At 39.4% G+C, this 16,836-nt stretch carries 11 protein-coding genes; 6 read left to right on the forward strand and 5 right to left on the reverse strand.

The window, feature by feature from the left end; all coding sequences use genetic code 11:
- Positions 1-514 precede the first annotated feature (514 nt).
- Both L1N97_RS14530 and abiEi read right to left on the reverse strand, forming a co-directional pair.
- Complete coding sequence (locus tag L1N97_RS14530; protein ID WP_236130291.1) at positions 515-1,438, reverse strand: nucleotidyl transferase AbiEii/AbiGii toxin family protein; 924 nt, start codon at positions 1,436-1,438, stop codon at positions 515-517.
- Positions 1,428-1,967 carry a type IV toxin-antitoxin system AbiEi family antitoxin gene (gene abiEi / locus L1N97_RS14535; RefSeq protein ID WP_236130292.1) on the reverse strand — a complete coding sequence of 180 codons (540 nt, stop codon included), beginning with the start codon at positions 1,965-1,967 and terminating at the stop codon, positions 1,428-1,430. Before abiEi ends, L1N97_RS14530 begins: the two co-directional genes overlap by 11 nt.
- A gap of 184 nt (positions 1,968-2,151) precedes the next feature.
- Between abiEi and L1N97_RS14540 the strand changes: the two genes are divergently transcribed.
- Positions 2,152-2,409, forward strand: a complete 258-nt coding sequence (locus L1N97_RS14540; RefSeq protein WP_268964792.1) for a HipA domain-containing protein — start codon at positions 2,152-2,154, stop codon at positions 2,407-2,409.
- An 87-nt stretch (positions 2,410-2,496) separates the two neighbouring features.
- Here L1N97_RS14540 and L1N97_RS14545 read toward each other — a convergent pair whose 3' ends face one another.
- The gene (locus tag L1N97_RS14545; RefSeq protein ID WP_236130294.1) at positions 2,497-2,913 is read right to left on the reverse strand and encodes a TonB-dependent receptor; all 417 of its coding nucleotides are present in this window, start codon (positions 2,911-2,913) and stop codon (positions 2,497-2,499) included.
- A gap of 1,015 nt (positions 2,914-3,928) precedes the next feature.
- Here L1N97_RS14545 and L1N97_RS14550 point away from each other — a divergent pair.
- The 3 genes from L1N97_RS14550 (at position 3,929) to L1N97_RS14560 (ending at position 11,372) form a co-directional block, all read left to right on the forward strand.
- On the forward strand, positions 3,929-7,576 hold the full coding sequence (locus L1N97_RS14550; protein WP_236130295.1) for an AAA family ATPase: 3,648 nt from the start codon (positions 3,929-3,931) through the stop codon (positions 7,574-7,576).
- A 427-nt stretch (positions 7,577-8,003) separates the two neighbouring features.
- Entirely contained in the window at positions 8,004-8,720 is a 717-nt protein-coding gene (locus L1N97_RS14555) for a hypothetical protein (protein WP_229587738.1), read from the forward strand.
- Positions 8,721-8,831: 111 nt separating this feature from the next.
- A complete protein-coding gene (locus L1N97_RS14560; RefSeq protein ID WP_236130296.1) occupies positions 8,832-11,372 on the forward strand; it encodes a hypothetical protein in 2,541 nt (846 codons plus the stop codon).
- Between the two features lie 378 nt (positions 11,373-11,750).
- Here L1N97_RS14560 and L1N97_RS14565 read toward each other — a convergent pair whose 3' ends face one another.
- Positions 11,751-12,734 carry a hypothetical protein gene (locus tag L1N97_RS14565; protein ID WP_236130297.1) on the reverse strand — a complete coding sequence of 328 codons (984 nt, stop codon included), beginning with the start codon at positions 12,732-12,734 and terminating at the stop codon, positions 11,751-11,753.
- 95 nt (positions 12,735-12,829) lie between these two features.
- Between L1N97_RS14565 and istA the strand changes: the two genes are divergently transcribed.
- On the forward strand, positions 12,830-14,383 hold the full coding sequence (istA, locus tag L1N97_RS14570; protein WP_236130298.1) for an IS21 family transposase: 1,554 nt from the start codon (positions 12,830-12,832) through the stop codon (positions 14,381-14,383).
- A gap of 11 nt (positions 14,384-14,394) precedes the next feature.
- On the forward strand, positions 14,395-15,141 hold the full coding sequence (gene istB, locus L1N97_RS14575; RefSeq protein ID WP_229588528.1) for an IS21-like element helper ATPase IstB: 747 nt from the start codon (positions 14,395-14,397) through the stop codon (positions 15,139-15,141).
- 20 nt (positions 15,142-15,161) lie between these two features.
- On the opposite strand, the gene L1N97_RS14580 is transcribed toward istB, so the two are convergent.
- The gene (locus L1N97_RS14580) at positions 15,162-16,406 is read right to left on the reverse strand and encodes a hypothetical protein (protein WP_236130299.1); all 1,245 of its coding nucleotides are present in this window, start codon (positions 16,404-16,406) and stop codon (positions 15,162-15,164) included.
- Positions 16,407-16,836 lie beyond the last annotated feature (430 nt).

A 16,836-nucleotide genomic window follows, 5' to 3' on the forward strand; every position in this document is an offset into this window, starting at 1 on the left:
ATTTATGAAATTTTATAAACTTTAAAAGATAATAAAGGTATAAGATTTCGAGTCTAAAACTTGCATGTAAAAGTATCCGGATTTTTACCTAATCAGCACTTCGAACCTCTGACCTCTGCCTCCGGAGCGTAGATAATTTTAGGGCGCTAAAAGACATTTATTTATATATAATAAGGTTAAAGTGGCGACACACTTTGAAATCCACTAAATATCACACCTTTTTAGCCCAAATAGTCACATTTTTGGTCACTTTGATTTTGAAAAAAAGTGACTTCTTCCAGGAAAACTCACGACAAAACTTTTTCAAATCAGAAAAAAACATGAGTTTTAGTGTCGAATTTTTTCGACACTTTTTGCACTAAGTTCATTCAAAAATAATCAGATAACTCATCTTTAGACGACCAAAAAATACGCTACAGTGTCAATTAAGTTTACATACGACACTGTGTATATTGGCGAAATTTTTCTGTTAGCTCTCAAAATCGGGTATGCGTATGCTCTATCACAACGTCGTTCACAGTTTGAACTCAGGTTCAGGAGTTAAACTGCCGAAAAGCTGCGTATGTGACTCAGTCAACATTTTCTTCAAACTGCTCAACATAAAGGATTTAAATTTGTCTTGCCCTAAAGTTCGGTCATAGACGTTGGTTGGTAAAAAACGTTTCATCTCATTATTAAATGCTGCACTTGCGACAATCTCATCCAGTGAAGCAATCCGGCTTTCCAATAGTTGTTGGTAATCAGGAATTTTGTAGTCAGCCAGCTTTAAGCGAATGAGTTCAGGATTGAGCCGGGCGTTCTGCTGCTGTAGCCAGACCAAATCCCATAAATCGCGATGCCGAATGTAACGTTGAGTGGCTGGTAGAGAAATCAGCTTATCTGCCATCACTTCGTCCAGTGTTTCGGTAAACACCAGCGTGTCTTCGTAGCCATCAGGTAAGAAATCATAGTTATTGCGAAGAGGCAAAGCTTCTTTGGTGTAAGCTGGCACATTCGCCACTTCAAGCTTAATTTTTTGCTTCGGCATATTCTTCTGGCCTGGGGCTGTGGTGATGTTAATTTGCCATTTATCAATCCGCAGTTCGGCGTACTCTTTTTCTTGTTTCAGCGACGCAGGCTCTTTCACCGTGACTTCCAGGCCATAACGTTTGCCAATATAGTCTTCAATACAAGTTTTCATCTCAGCCAGCCTTTCCGATGAAAAATCGACTCCACCGGCAAAATCTAGATCTTCGCTGAAGCGGTTGCCACCATGACAAAGCCTTAACGAGGTTCCGCCTTGAAACACCAACTCGTTCAGCAAACCTGCTTGGTCAAGACAGTACAAAATATCGTAGTGCAGTAACTCTTTTTCAATCACGGGCCGCATGGTGGCAACTTCAGCCTGTTGCATTGCCATAGCCACTAAGGCACTAAAATCTGCCGGATCAATCTTCATTCAGCATTTCCTTCTGGACTAGGTGAGTATTGCGGCCAACCCGTTTTTGGTCTCGCCAGGCCGCTTGCTTTGTAGCCATCCGCAGTGGCCGGTTGATGGAGATGAAACTCTGAATAATTTCACTGACCGGCCGCTTGGTATGCGTGAATTCAATGGTGCCATAGTGAGTCTTGTATTCACCTTTGCGTCCTGTGGTCATCACGGTCAGCCTGTCCATTGGGATTTGCGAAATCACGCCATAACTGGAAAGCGCGGATTCCAGGCTGACGTAATTATATTCACCACGCCGCAGGGTTTTGGCAATCAGCTCCAGAGTGTCTGGACCTTTTTTATGATGTGACAAAGCAAAGAGGTAGACGCCACGAGCCGCCCTCTCCAGAATGTTCTGTCGTACCAAACGCTCAACCCCGGCATGCAAGGTGCGTTTGCTATCTTCAGAAAAGATTTTTTCCAGATCGCGCTGGCTAAATACATAACGTCCTTGCTGGTCTAGCTCACTTAAACGCTGGATCGCGGTGGTTTGTTGCATAGTTAATATCTGTACGTGAAATACACTTAACTATAGTATATGTGTACACTTGCTGACATTCAATTTTTTAAGTAGACAGTTATAACATATATTTTGCAGTTTACTGTCTACTTAAAAGTCAGTGAATTTCACGTGCTGTTTTGCGGTGATCTTTGCTTACTGAACTTAGCACCTTCTACAGGAACTGCTTGGTGCAGCAAATCCCAGACATGATAGAGAAACGTTCATGCGTAGCCAGATTTTATTCTGGCTGCTAGGTGCAACCGATGGTCACGCTAAAAACTTCTCCATTTTTCTTGAGCAGCAAGATCAGTACTGGCTAACCCCGCTATACGATATCTTGTCTGCATTTACTGCCATCTCTAAAAAGGTTTACATGAAAAAGACTTACGCTTGGCAATGTCATTTGTCAATTTTTATAAGAGAGTCTGGTTTTATTTGAACCCTCTTTGTTTTTAAGCAGGGCGGCGGTAAAGTCAGGGTAAAAATCGTTACCAGCCAGATATGTTACAGCTAGCCTGTTACTGGTTTAAAATTCATATTTCAAACTGAATCGAATATCTCGTCCAATATCTCTGCGATATTCACCCTGCCTTTCAATCGTTGAATGATTTGCGTAATATTTATCAGTCAAGTTATTGATTGCTAAATAAAGAGTCAGTGGTGGATCTGAATACATTTGATATTTTGCACTAACATCATGAACGGTATATCCACCTCTTATTAGCTGTTCATTATCAATTCCAGCTACAACGATTAAGAGATAGTCAACTGTTAGCCCGTCTATTATTTCTACTCCAGTGCTAAAGACAATTTTTTCACTATCGAATCCACCCACTCGTCTTATTGCTAGTTGTTCATCTACACCTGCGACTAAACCACTGTCGTCATTTTCAGTATCTGTATCTATTAAAGAGTATGAGATTGAAACATAATATTTGTTCAAAAAGTTTGAGCCGCTAACGGTGAACCCGTTAGAAGTAAACTCTTGGTCACTGTTATAAATATCTTGTAGGGTGCGACCTCCTTCACCACTCCCGCATATGCCAGTAGCAGCATTACAATTGAGATCTTTAGCTAAAATAATCTCTAAGTTCCTTTGTAAACACTAAAAACCACACCTTTTTAGCCCAAATAGTCACATCTTTGGTCACTTTGCTTTTGAGAAAAAGTGACTTCCTCCAGAAAAACTCACGACAAAACTTTTTCAAACCAGGAAAAAATATGAGTTTCAGTGTCGAATTTTTTCGACACTTTCTAGATAATTTTAAGTGTTCGAACTGCTATACATACCCACTCTACTCCCGCCATAGACCACCACCAAGCTCAATTCCTTTTGTTACGCTATAGCGTATATTGAAAAAAATTACGGTAAGGCGTATATCTTTATAGCAAATTACATATAACAAGGTGGAGTGTGTTATATGCGGATCACTCGTCCAGAACAACTTAGCATACTGGTAAAAGCATATCGCAAAGAGCACGATTTTACTCAAGCAGAGATAGCTCTGATGGTCGGCCTTCGTGTGGCAAAGATTTCTGAATTTGAGACCAAAACCTGAATCCTGCAATTTACCGATGCTCAGGATTAACCTGATCAAAAGTCAGAAAATCTTGAGGTTTTGCACAGCCTGCGCTCAAAGCAATCTTTGAAATTAATGAATGATTGCTGCAATCGATGGTCCTTGATGGTGAAAGTTATGGCCTATAGCAATTGCAACCCATGGTCCTTTTAAAGTGAAACATGTGGTAATCTAGTGTCATCATTTTACAATGAGTAAACACCCCGCTCTAAGGGGTGCTATTTTAACCCCCCGTTATCAACCGCTTTTTTGCAAACATGTTTTCTAACTAAATTTTTCAAAAAAACCAATTTATTTGTTTGCCTATGCGTCAGTTGCATTCCTCATTAATAAGATACCCCTAAGCACTTACTAAACTATTTCTTCTTAGGGGCACATATGAACAATTACGACGCAAACTCCATTCTAGAATTCGATTTTGAACATAACGACTTAATTAATGAAGATGAACTGAATTATGATTCCTTAGCCGAAGGCATCATGGCTGCAGCGCACGAATTACTGCCTTTGCTTGAATACGACGATGAATCAGACAGCTCATTTGAAGATGTAAATTCGTCAGTCAATGATGACGCGATAGCTGAAGCGTTCTCTCAAGCCATCGCTTCTGAACGTAAACAAAGCAGTAATATTTCTAAGAAAAGAGTAAAAAATAGTTCTAGCTATTCAACTCTTACAGAGGAACAACGTGCTGAGGTTTTTGAGCAAAGAAAAGCGTGCGCTAAATCAAACTCGTTGATTAATAGTCGTAAGCGTAATGCTTTTCCTGAGCCTATTAACAAGATGCTGTTATCAGATACAAATGATGAGGTTATGCTATTTATTGAACAGTTGACCTATATCGCAGTAAGTCAAAGCATGTCACTGGGTAATCTCAAACAGTTTAAGGCTGATACGTCAGAGTATAATGCTTTGAGATTTAATGAAACTATGATACTTGCTGCATTGTTTGGCGTTCCAACCGTTCTGCATAAAATTGCAACTAGAGCAGGTAAAGCCCCGCAAGAACTGCAATTTCCTGAATGCGTAATTGACTGCCGAAAAGTGCTACATGATAAATATCAGCGCCGAACTTTCTCACCTGACCAAAAAAGCCCCAGCAATGATTGGTTTCATTTTGCTGTAGAGCTCAAGAACAGTTTAAATAGCTCAAAGAGTGCTTTTGAATTTTTACATTTCATCTTCAAATACACTGAAGATAGAAGTGGCGGTATTGTGTTTGATTACGCGAACCTTGCACTGCTGTTTCAAAACAATCTGGATCTGGATTTTGAATCAGATGTCCTCTCAGAGTTAGGGCGGTTAAACCAAGAAAAACCATCGGTGTTTAAAAAACAGCGCAAAATTCAGCAATTCAAAAAGCTCTGTGAGCAGAAGATTAAAGGACAAACGCATGCCATTTCAGCGGTTACGGAAATGGTAGCCAGTGCCTTTAACGCTAAAAAAACCGGTCCAAGAGGCATTGTGACTTTTATGGGAGCATCCGGTACAGGAAAAACGGCATTGGCCGAAACACTTGTTGATGCTTTAAATGAAGTGTACGGCGCTAGCTATCGGAAACTACTACTTAATATGGAAATGTACAGTGATGATCGTTCATCAATGAAACTCTTTGGTACGGGGTCTCAATATGTTGATTCAGCATTGGGCGAACTTACCACCGAAGTGCTGATCGCCCCCCGTACCGTTATTATCATTGATGAAATTGAAAAAGCGCATCGTACGGTTATCCAGTCATTACTCACCCTATTGGAAAAAGGTGAAATGACCGATCAAACCACCAACAAGGTCGTTGATTTTAGCCAATGTATTTTCGTGTTCACGACAAATCTCGGGCAAAAAGCCGCTAAACAAAGTCTGTCAAAAAATAAACCGCTCGATTTAAGTGCATTACTTGCTGAAAAACCGGGGAAAGTCGGTTTGTCATCTGAACTGATCAGCCGCTTATCACGTGGTAGTGTAGCGCTATTCAGAGAGCTAGAGATTAAAGACTTACTCAATATGGCAGAGCATGCAGCAAATATTGCGCGCGAAGATAAGACGCTTTGCTGGCCTGAAGACTTACCTGAGATGCTCGTTGAAACCTTGGGTGGGGACCTTGCACCAAGAACCATCCTAGCTCAAGCCTCGAAACTACAGGGCAAGATTGTAGAGTTTGTGTTATCAACAATCGAAGAAACCGCAAACGACCCACGTATCGAAGTTGAAATAGCAGAAGATATTGCGAACTTTCACTATGCTGTGGTGACTCAGGATCGCCTGTTAACGCGGCTGCTTAAAAAGTACTTTCCAAATTGCAAAGTATTAACGGACGTATCGCAAATCCAGCAATTATCTAGCGAGCAAAATATCCAAGCGGTACTCATTGATCAACCGCAATGCTCGACCGAACTGGCTGCTGAACATAAAGGCAACTTACACTTTTACAGTTTTGGCTATCAACATCAGGGTGTTGACGAAGCAATAAAACCAACACAAATAGAACGGCACTTTAAGCTTGTTGATTTTACCGTTCCATCATTAACCGCATTTATTAAGCAGGTTGCTAAACGTTGTCGCCTATTAACCAGCGCTGAGCAACTACGTAAGCGTAAAATGATGGTTGAGTTTGATTATCAACTCACGCGCATTGATGATGGTTTCAAAGTCACCCTGCAACACCCTGTTTATGAGCAACGCTTTGATCCTAACGATTTTGAAGCACCCTACATGCAGGAACCTTGCATTCCCAAAATTAGCTTTCAAGATATTATTGGTCAAGATGAGCTAAAACAGAGTATGACATTCATTTTACAACGGCTACGTGGTGCAAATGACTTTGTACTGGATATGCCAAAAGGCTATCTTTTTGCAGGTTTACCTGGGACAGGTAAAAGTTATTTTGCAAAAGCCATTGCAGGCGAGTGTCAAGTACCCTTTATTCCGGTAAACGCAGCAGATTTGATGAATGGAGATGTGGTTATCAACATTAATCACTTATTTGAGGTGGCTGCACGTTATGCGCCATGTATTGTCTTTCTTGACGAAATTGACGCCATCGCGTTGAGCCGTGAACAAAACTCTATACATGGCCGTTTAGCGGTTAATACGCTGCTAACCCAGTTAGATGGCTTTAACAACAGTGATAATCCGGTTTTTGTGTTGGCCGCAACCAACTTTGCACATAAGCTTGACCCCGCTGTGATGCGTCACGGACGTTTTGATAAAATGGTAACTATCCCATTACCCGATCTCGCCGCACGCACACGCTTTATCGAACAATGCTGCAATAAATATAAGTTTCAATTAACAGATGCTGCCTTACTCAGTTTTGCCAAACGCGTTAGCGGTGCATCATATGGTTTTCTTGAAACACTGTTTCGCGATCTACAGCTAACGCTTCTCACTAAGCAATGCCAATTTAGTGCGAGTATGCTAGACGAACAATTGCTAGCGGCTACGATTGGAAATAAAAAAGCCGTTAGCTCCTATAATGATAAAGACCGCTTGGCCATTGCTTATCATGAAACAGGCCATTACCTTATGTACAAACATTTGCACCCCAAAGCGAGGTGCACCAACTTGTCGATCCAAGAACATGAAAGATCTGGCGGAATTACTATGTTTGATTTGGACGGGCAAGTGTTAAGCAACACAAAAGCAAATTATAAAGCTCAGTTGCAAGTGCTTTTGGCTGGACGCGCAGCGGAGAAACTACTCAGTGAACATGACGATGATATTTCAGCTGGCGCCAGTCATGATATTCAGCAGGCCACACTACTCGCGAAACGTGCTATATCGGATCTGGGTTTCTCAGACAGCTTAGGTTTAGCTGATTTTAAGCAATTACCTATGCTACAGACCAAGGTAGAAAACGAAGTAGTAGAATGGTTGAATACCGCGTTTATAGCCAGCGAAACGTACTTGCGGAAAAATTGGGCTTTAGTGAAACAAATTGCTGAAGTGTTATTTGAGCAAGAAACGTTAGATCAAGATCAGCTAGACAACATTGCAACGCTGCCAAATAAGAAGAATGCTAAAGCATAACCATTCATAAAATGAAAAAAGCGGGGTGACTCTAGAGCACCCCGCTTTTTTTACGCAAAAAATTGGCTACTAATAGAATATAACGCTAATTTGCTGTGAGTTTAATGTAAATAACTAAAGAATCCAAAGGAATTCCACAAAATGGAGAAAAAACCGCTAACGTAAAAATTGATTTGTTAAATTAAAGTAAAAAAAGAAAGGCGGGATATGTGTTGCAAAATCGCGTTTTACAAAAAAAATTAAAAATAAAAAGCGATTTTTTAAAAAGAAAAATACTTCAAAAACAGTTACTTACAATCTAAAAGCGACCATTTAAAAATATAAATAAAAAAATAAAAAAAGTGCTTATTTCAAGGAAAAATTATTAAAGAGTAACGATAAGATATCTCTCAACAACAGCACAGACCAATATTAACACGAGGTGGCTATGTCTTCATCTACAATTTTTCGCGTACTTACGACTTTTATTGAAATTATTCCTGCATCCCCCAACTTTCTCTCTTCAAAACAGATCGCTGCGAAGTTAGCTGAGCTTGGTATGGACATTTCTCAAAGCCAACTAAGCCGAGATTTAAACGAATATGCTGCATTTTTTAATGTGCAAGAATGTGAGTTTTCTTACGAAGGTAGTAAATGTTGGCAGCGTTTTAGCAAAACGCCATCGGCAGCAACAATCTCAGAAACTGACATGGCCATCCTTAGTTTGATAAAGGAAAATATGGACACTTTTCCTGCATTTACCCAAGAAAGCTTAAATCAAAAGCTAGCCGATTTAAGCAAAAAACAAGCCGTGATGCACAAAGTGAACCCTAAACATCGTATATTTGAGTGGCAAAAAAATAGGGATCTCATTATCAAGTTTGAAAGACAGAATATTATAGATAATGCCCTACTAAAAGCGTTAATGCAGAGTCTTAATCATGATATTGCCTTCAAGTACACAACTGATGAATCTGCAAGTAAAGTTTACTCTATGAAAGTTCATTCGCTGTCTGAGGAAAATAATCAGCTAGTGATCCATGGATTTCTTTCGCATGAGAATACTCATGAAATAATTAAAGCATCTTCAATTAACATTGTAAAAAACAACCCTGATCACTCAGCATCCACACATGTATTTCAACAGCAAAAATGTTCTAGGTAATATACCTCTGAATTGTGAGTTGCTTGCTACAACGTTTTAAAGTTGTTGGCAGGCAATTTTGCTTATGCTAAGGTTTTTAAGATATGTATTGATAAAAGCCTAGATGACTTTATGAGTGAAGAAATTAACAAGAAAGAAAGCCTACTCTATCGATTCATCTTACACAGCCTAGACCAGTATCAAAACGGATTAGACTGCAAGTCTTTAACGTATCGATTTAGAGAATCGTTTAAACATTATCAAATAACAGAAAACAACACTCTGTCCGCACTTAGTTACCTAGAACAAACCAATCGCATTAATAAATTACATGATAAATGGTTTCGGAATAAAAAAAACGATGCATTAGCCTGCTTAACCGAGAGTGATATCATCTTCGCTTTAATTGTAAAGAAATTTACTCCCTACTCTTTCTCCCCGTCATTAGAGGAATATCTAGATACCACCATTCAAGCTTATGCCTCTGGAGTTGCTTCATCTTATAATTATGATTTTTCTAACTATTTTCATGAGTGCATGAGTGGCATAAATACGTTACCAAACATTAAGAAATTAAAAGCTCATGAGTTTAAAAATATTCAACAACCTTTAGCATTTAGACACTCATTTAAAAAGTCTATCTTAAAATTTTTTCAGTCCCAATCTATGAACGCCTTGAAAAACTTAATAAAAATCTTATTGAGCAAGGAGACAATTGATAGAATTGCAGACAAAGCATGGGTCAAAAATACTTTAGCAAAGCATCTATCTGATCTTATTTGTGGTGTTTGTGCTTATAGTCACGTTGTGAATGGTGGCAGTACCATTATATCGTCACTTATCTTAGAACGATTAATCGAACTTGCCCCTTTGTCATCGCAAAATAATATTTGGCTAGTTAATAACATACAAGAGTCAAACCTCAAAAACCCTGCAAAGCAATTTTGCAACACACTGACGTTAAAACTGAAATACTTTATACGCAAGGCCAGTAATGAACAGAAAGAGTTGAATAGAAACGGTCATAAAGTAAACAACCAAGATGTAGATTTTACAACCTTTGATCTAACGATTTTTATTTATCATGTTTTATCACTCAGTGAAAACAAAAAACTCCAAGAATCTTATTCGCTAGACTCCACCCCTGCTGCCATTAATTATTCTCAAGCTTTTAATTGTTGGGCGAAGACTAACTGTGATGATGATGAACATAATCATTATGAAGAAGATGATTATTATCTAAACAACGTGAGGACTAACATAAATCAAATTTTAATATTTTTAATAAAACACACAGGTAACACTAAACAACACAGGTTTAATAAGGAAAATAGTTCTCAGAGTGATGAAGGACTTGCTAAAAATGAGAAACTTGAAGGCTTTGAATGGTTAGATGATAAAATCTACGAAGAACTGTTTAAACAGATATCATTCGATTATGGCTATATGTCTAAGTTGCACTCATTTGATTTAGTCATTAGCGCGATTGTTAGACTCCCCTCAAGTTCTGATATAACCGATAATTTGCTGCTCAGACGGCGTAACTCTCGCCTCGCCGTTTTTTTCCAAATTTATACTAAAACCTTTGAATTTTATCAATCAATTCTGCTTAACTGGCCAGAACATAATGCGACAACAGAAAACGGTTCTCACAGCAGTATAGGCAACAATCCCACTGCGATAATGAGTTTTGATACTGACGAAACCGATAGTCCTTTTCTTGAATCATCAGCAAGCATAAAAAATCATCCTGATATAACGAAAAGCAGAATTGAAGCGCGTTCTAACCGGATGTTTTTCATAGAGAACCTTATTAAATCCATAGGGCGTTGTGACAAAAATGCTTTCGTAGAGTACCTGATTTTGCACACCAGTTCTGACAGAAAGACAATTGTCAGCGACTTGATGCAACTTGAAGCGATATATACGCTAAATGTTGGTATTGATGATGATGCCAACTTAATATTTAATCGGACAACAAATAGAGGCGCAGGCCTCTCAACCGCTGAAAAAAAACAAAGATTATTTCGTGCATTGATAAATGATATTCTTCGAAACTTTACTCCGCTAGAGTCTTTCGGCAAATATCAACTGGCTTTTGAACAACTTCATATTGATTTAAGCGATGTAACTGCAGAAGAAAAAATATGGCTAGATAATCAGAAAAACCAACTAAAGCAATTGCCGCAAGTCGCAAAACGCTGGAATTTAGATTTGTGTCTTGAGCTTACCCAAAATATTGAATATCCAGAATTTATAAGCAACCCTAATACTCAGAACTGCAAAATAACAAAGTATAATGTGATTTTGTACGATTATTACGGCATTACAGACAAGGAATACTTTAACGATATTATTCGAATAGAATCAATTTTAGATACTCGCTTTAGAGTCGGTGGTGGTTTTTCGTTCGCTATTGATGAGCAATATGAAGATTTAACTAATAACAGTAACATATCTTATTTCATACCACCGAGTAAAAAAAGTTATCTTGGTGATGTTTTGTTGGAGCATACGCTAGAAGCACTAGCAAAAGAATATCCTTTTGAAGGGAATTCAGCCTTTTTACAACAACAAATGACGAGCCTGATATATCCTCAGAAGCTGAAATTCAAATACTCGATGTTTAATGCTCTTGCTCATACTAAATTTTGTACACCATATCGAGGCTAAAATAGCAGTATCATTGTAAGCATAACAGCAACCACACCTTTCGTTGTGGTTGCTGATCATTAAGGCAGGAGATGTTACGGATGTTCGCGGTAATTGGCTGTAGGTAGCTCTTTTATCACACCGCTGATTAAATCCATTTTTGAGGATACCTCAGACCTGTGCAGGTGCTAAACTTAGCTCTTGCAAAAATAGAAGTACGCTCAGAGGCAAAGCAGATTATCATTACGTATTTAGATGCGGTTCAGAACGATGCACTCTAAATAATTCTCTGGAGCGCTAAGCCTAATGCCTGCATCACATAGTAAAAATCAGCCACTCTAGGCTAAGTTAAAATAGTTAAGAAAGTCAGAATTCATAATTATTGAATCACTCGCAATGTTATTTACAATTACAAGTATCACAAAAGCTATTTTGATTATTTCTTTTCTGTGAATTAATAATTTTACGCCATTTTCTTAATGTCTTTTTATTATCATGTCCGTTTGCACAACTAAGGCTCAGAACGATTTCAAAATTACCCTCTCGTGCTACACTGACAGGCGTTTTAATGAATGATACATAATTATACCAATATTCAGAGTCACCCAGTCCAGTTTTTTTAATTACATCGATGATGTGAGGTTTCTGCTGAGTACAATCCCCAAGGGAAAAGCCCTCTGGAAACTTTATATCACCAGTATTTAGGCAATAATAGCAAAGGAAACCGTTAAAGTTTTGGATGCGATCTACTAATCGTCCAATGTTTCTTAATTTACTATTTTCTTTTTTGCATTTGGGGCATATGATATGAGAACTAATCGGTTTTTTAACTAACTGGTCCCTAATATCAATTGGCAAGTTATAGAAAATATAACCAAGTCGAGAAGATAATTCGTATTCTCGTCTTTTACTATTAAAATCACGTCTTTTACAAATATTACAAAAGCCACTTTTTGTTTCTATTAGTGTTTTTACATTTAAATTCCGTTCAGCTCCACAATTACCACATAGATACTTAACATCGTCTGATTTTAAATATTGGTTTTTTTTAGTTAAAAGCTGATGTTTATGCTTTTGACAAAAATCTTTTAATTGTTTTGTGCAGTTTTCTGCACTCACTTTTAAACGTTCAGTATATTCTCTTCGAATTTCTTTGGTATTTGGTTTTTTATTTATGTAATTCAAAAATTCATTTTTTACTTTTGATTTTGACTCTTCGATTGCGTTTAATACAGCGGATAAGGCATTATTTGGTGAGATGTGATTGATACGGTCAATCTGCATGAAGAAGTGGCCTTTTTGTTCAGCCTCTTTTCTTTTGCGTATTTCGGGATGATCCGGCCAGCGATTTCGGCATGAGTCGGCCACCCATTTCGGTATCATCCGGCCACCTGTTTCGGTATCGTCCGGCCAGTTTGTTCTTCCTTCGTTTTACGGACTTTGGCATAACAGTTTTTTAACTGTTCGCCGGAGTAGTCATGACACGTAAAAAGAAAATGGTAAGGACAGATATGCAAACTTATCTGGATATATTTCGCCTCAAATTCGAGGCCAAGTTAAGCGATCGGCAAATCTCTCAGGCTTTAAATATTGGCCGGGCAACCATCAGTGATTTGGTTATCCGCTTTAACAATTTAGGCCTGAGCTGGCCGCTGGCTACCGATTATCCGCTTGATAGTCTCGACAAACAGTTATTCCCTGGCCGTGATTACAGTACACAGCGGGTCTTGCCGTTGTGGGTGCAGGTACACCTTGAGCTGCGCAGAAAAGGCGTCACCAAACTGCTGTTATGGCAGGAGTATCAAGCTGAGCATGGCAATAAAGCGCTTGGTTACACGCAATTCTGCGAACATTATCGTCGATGGTGTGCTGTACAAAAACGCTCAATGCGGCAGCATCATGAAGCCGGTGAGAAGCTGTTTATCGACTTCTGTGGCCCGACGGTGCCGATTGTGAACCCTCAAACCGGCGAGATAAAACACGCGGCTATCTTCGTCGCCACCATGGGTGCATCGAACTACACCTATATTGAAGCCTGTGAAGGTCAGGATATGGAGTCCTGGCTGATGGCGAACAGCCGCTGCCTGACATTTTTAGGTGGTGTGCCGGCGTTATTGATACCCGATAATCTCAAAGCAGCGGTTGATAAAGCGGATAAGTTCGAGCCGGTGCTTAACGACAATTACAAAGCGCTTGCCAGGCATTATGGTTGTGCGCTGATGCCCACCCGACCACGCAAACCGCAGGATAAAGGCAAAGTCGAATCCGCTGTGTTGATTGTTGAGCGCTGGGTATTAGCTCGGCTGCGCCATCAGGTGTTTTACTCACTGGCTGCGCTAAATCAAGCCATCCGGGCACTGAATACTGAGCTTAACCAGCGGCCCATGAAGCATTACAACGGTGCCAGCCGTGAGCAGTTGTTTACCTTGCTGGATGCGCCTGCATTACAACCATTGCCGCCCTATGCCTATGAGTACACCGATTATCGCATTGCGAAAGTCACCAAAGATTACCACGTACAGTACGACAATCACTGGTACTCGGTGCCACACCGTTTAGTGGGTGAGCGGGTTGAAATCAGTGCCACGCAAACGCTGGTGAAGGTTTACCATCAGGCTAAATGTGTCGCACAGCACCCCCGCAGCCATAACGCTTACCGGCACACGACTGACATAGCGCATATGCCAGAAAACCATGCAGCCTATCAGGAGTGGAACCCAGAGCGTATTCGCAGCTGGGCCAAGCATATTGGCTCCAACACCCTGGCGGTGGTATTAGCCGTTGAACGCAGTAAAGACCATCTGGTTCAGGCACAGCGCGCCTGCCTGGCGCTACTGAGTGAGCAAAAACGCTACGGTAGTGACAGGCTGGAAAGTGCCTGCGCACTGGCCATCAGTCGCCAGCTACCTTATATACCGGTCATCAAAAAGCTGCTGAAAAACGGTGAAGATCTTCGCTGGCAACCTGATGAAACAAACACCATTATCCCTAGCACACACATCAACATCCGTGGCTCAAAATACTATCAATAAGGACAATACTAATGGATGCACTACTTATCCAACTGCGCCAACTTAAGCTGGCAGCCATGGCTAGTGCGCTGGAGCAACAACGCCTTGCGCCCCATACTTATGCCGAGCTGAGCTTCGATGAACGACTGGGATTACTTGTCGAGCAAGAACATCTGGCGCGGGATAACACCCGCTTACAACGGTTACGAAAACTGGCTAATCTGCGCCTTAAAGCGACACCTGAAGGCTTACGCTATCCAGCAAAGCGCGGCTTGCGAGCTGAACAAATTACGCCACTTATGCAAGGACATCACCTGACGTATCATCAGAATATCCTGATAACCGGCCCCACCGGCAGCGGCAAAACCTATCTTGCTTGCGCCTTAGGTGAGCAAGCTTGCCGACAGAATAAACGCGTGCTGTATTACCGGTTAGGTCGGTTACTGGAAAGCCTGAAAATGGGGCATGCTGATGGTAGCTATCTTAAACAACTGGTACAGCTACAAAAGGTAGATATGTTGATCTTGGATGATTGGGGCCTTGAGGGATTTAAAGGTAAACAAGTCAGCGATTTACTGGACGTGATTGAAGATCGCTACGAGCAACGCAGCACAATTATAGTCAGTCAGTTACCGGTCTCGGAGTGGTACGGATTAATGGATAATCCAACTGTTGCAGATGCGCTGTTAGACAGAGTGATCCACAACGCCCACCGACTGGAATTAACAGGTGAGTCACAACGTAAAAAAACACTGGTTCAGGGAGAGGAAGTCGGGTAAAAAGAGAACATAAACGAAGGTCAGATCATGCTGGCCGGATCACACCGAAACGCCTGGCCGGATGAAACCGGAACAGGTGGCCGGACAAACCGAAATACGCATCTTTTTTCTTTATCACGAAAAATTGTTTTTTCATCATTCCTATGAGTCATATATCCTTGATATTCAACTTGAATACCACCGAGTTTCTCTAGTAAATTACTTCCATGTATATCTAGCTCTTTATTATTTGAGAAAAAACCTTTTATATTCTCCCTCCAAATCACAGGTTGTTTATTTTCATTTAACTTAAACAATTCATTAAGAACACAAAGTATCATAGTCTGATGAGCCCAAATATTATTTCGACCAAAATTGCTATTAATTGCCCTATTCATTGTCTGCCAGTTTGACAAGGTTTTGTTGATTTTCATGTACTTAATGTAAACACCTGTATTATTTGAAAAACAGCTTGATTGACCACTGCCTAAAAAATACTTGTTTTTTCCTGCAAGGAAGATAATGAATTTAATCTCAGCTCCAAAGCTCTCTGCTTTATTTTGATTTTTTTTTAAATTCTCGATTAGAACTTCATCTTGTTTTAAAAGCTGAATTAACTTCATTTTAGTGATATCGCCTGTAATTCCACCTCTTAATCTACCGGTGATTCTAGAGTCAAGTATTGCTTCTATAGGTATTTCATTTTTGGGGTACAAACCTTCAAAACTAGGCAGATCAATGTAAAAGCCTTTTGATGTAACATTAATTATAATGTCCTCCCCCCAAGTTTTTTTTGCTCTCTCAATTAATACATCTCCTTCCTGAAGAGAAATTTTTTTATTCTCATCACAAAATTTGCATTTTAAGGATCTGGAACCATTACTCTTGTTACTTTGAATATAAATTCGTTTTAAATCATTAATTGGTTTTTTAAAAAATTGGTCACAAGGGGAATGATAGATTTTTGCAATTGCGCCATGTTTTGGAATGCCTGTTTTTCCCGGGTTGGACTCTTGGCTTAATTTCGGGTCATGATAATACTCTGTTATCTTGAACTTTAGTTTAAGAAGATTAAATTTGGACTGAATTTCGCTTGCGTGCCTACAAACAGAGCAGTGCTCCTTTATTGATTTATTTGTTAAATTATTCCAGCTTGTTTCAAAAACAAATCTGCATTTACAACGCACCTCAATTTTTTCTTTATTTTTTTTGCTGAAGCCATTAATTGGTTCAAGCTTTTTAGCTTGCTCGGGAAGATTTTCTACACACTTAATACTTTTTATCATTAAAACTCCAAATTTTTAACAATTAATTCGATTATTTCTTGATCTAATTTCTCTATTGAAAACCACAATTTTTTAAATATGAGCTCATTTATTAAGCTATTTCCAAGTCTCCCTATTAACATAAGTTCCTAATCATGAAAGAGTTGAATTAAGCAAGTTTGTCTTAATTAATCCAGTTTTCATCAATACTAGACGACACCTCAATAGTCGTCAATAAGTTGTTGAATTCAAAAGATTTTATATGTATATATATAGGATGCATTTCACTTTATGGACTCTCATTTAACCCAGTAAACAATGGAAAACCCATTACAAAAGTTAGTTAGATAAATCTTAAATTTTTTACTTAATAGGCTAATTGAGACTTGATGACGAATACCTTCTCTCGAGCCTTTCAATTGCAGAGAGGCGAAGAGTTGTTTCAGATACT

It is taken from the genome of Rheinheimera sp. UJ63 (assembly GCF_021568285.1).
GTDB lineage: Bacteria > Pseudomonadota > Gammaproteobacteria > Enterobacterales > Alteromonadaceae > Alishewanella > Alishewanella maricola.

What these genes read in the sequence shown, in the direction of transcription:
- L1N97_RS14560 (WP_236130296.1), top strand. Translation starts at nt 8,832, where the DNA reads ATGAGTGAAGAAATTAACAAGAAAGAAAGCCTACTCTATCGATTCATC.
- L1N97_RS14555 (WP_229587738.1), top strand. Translation starts at nt 8,004, where the DNA reads ATGTCTTCATCTACAATTTTTCGCGTACTTACGACTTTTATTGAAATT.
- abiEi (WP_236130292.1), bottom strand. Translation starts at nt 1,967, where the DNA reads ATGCAACAAACCACCGCGATCCAGCGTTTAAGTGAGCTAGACCAGCAA.
- istA (WP_236130298.1), top strand. Translation starts at nt 12,830, where the DNA reads ATGACACGTAAAAAGAAAATGGTAAGGACAGATATGCAAACTTATCTG.
- L1N97_RS14580 (WP_236130299.1), bottom strand. Translation starts at nt 16,406, where the DNA reads ATGATAAAAAGTATTAAGTGTGTAGAAAATCTTCCCGAGCAAGCTAAA.
- L1N97_RS14530 (WP_236130291.1), bottom strand. Translation starts at nt 1,438, where the DNA reads ATGAAGATTGATCCGGCAGATTTTAGTGCCTTAGTGGCTATGGCAATG.
- istB (WP_229588528.1), top strand. Translation starts at nt 14,395, where the DNA reads ATGGATGCACTACTTATCCAACTGCGCCAACTTAAGCTGGCAGCCATG.
- L1N97_RS14550 (WP_236130295.1), top strand. Translation starts at nt 3,929, where the DNA reads ATGAACAATTACGACGCAAACTCCATTCTAGAATTCGATTTTGAACAT.
- L1N97_RS14565 (WP_236130297.1), bottom strand. Translation starts at nt 12,734, where the DNA reads ATGATACCGAAATGGGTGGCCGACTCATGCCGAAATCGCTGGCCGGAT.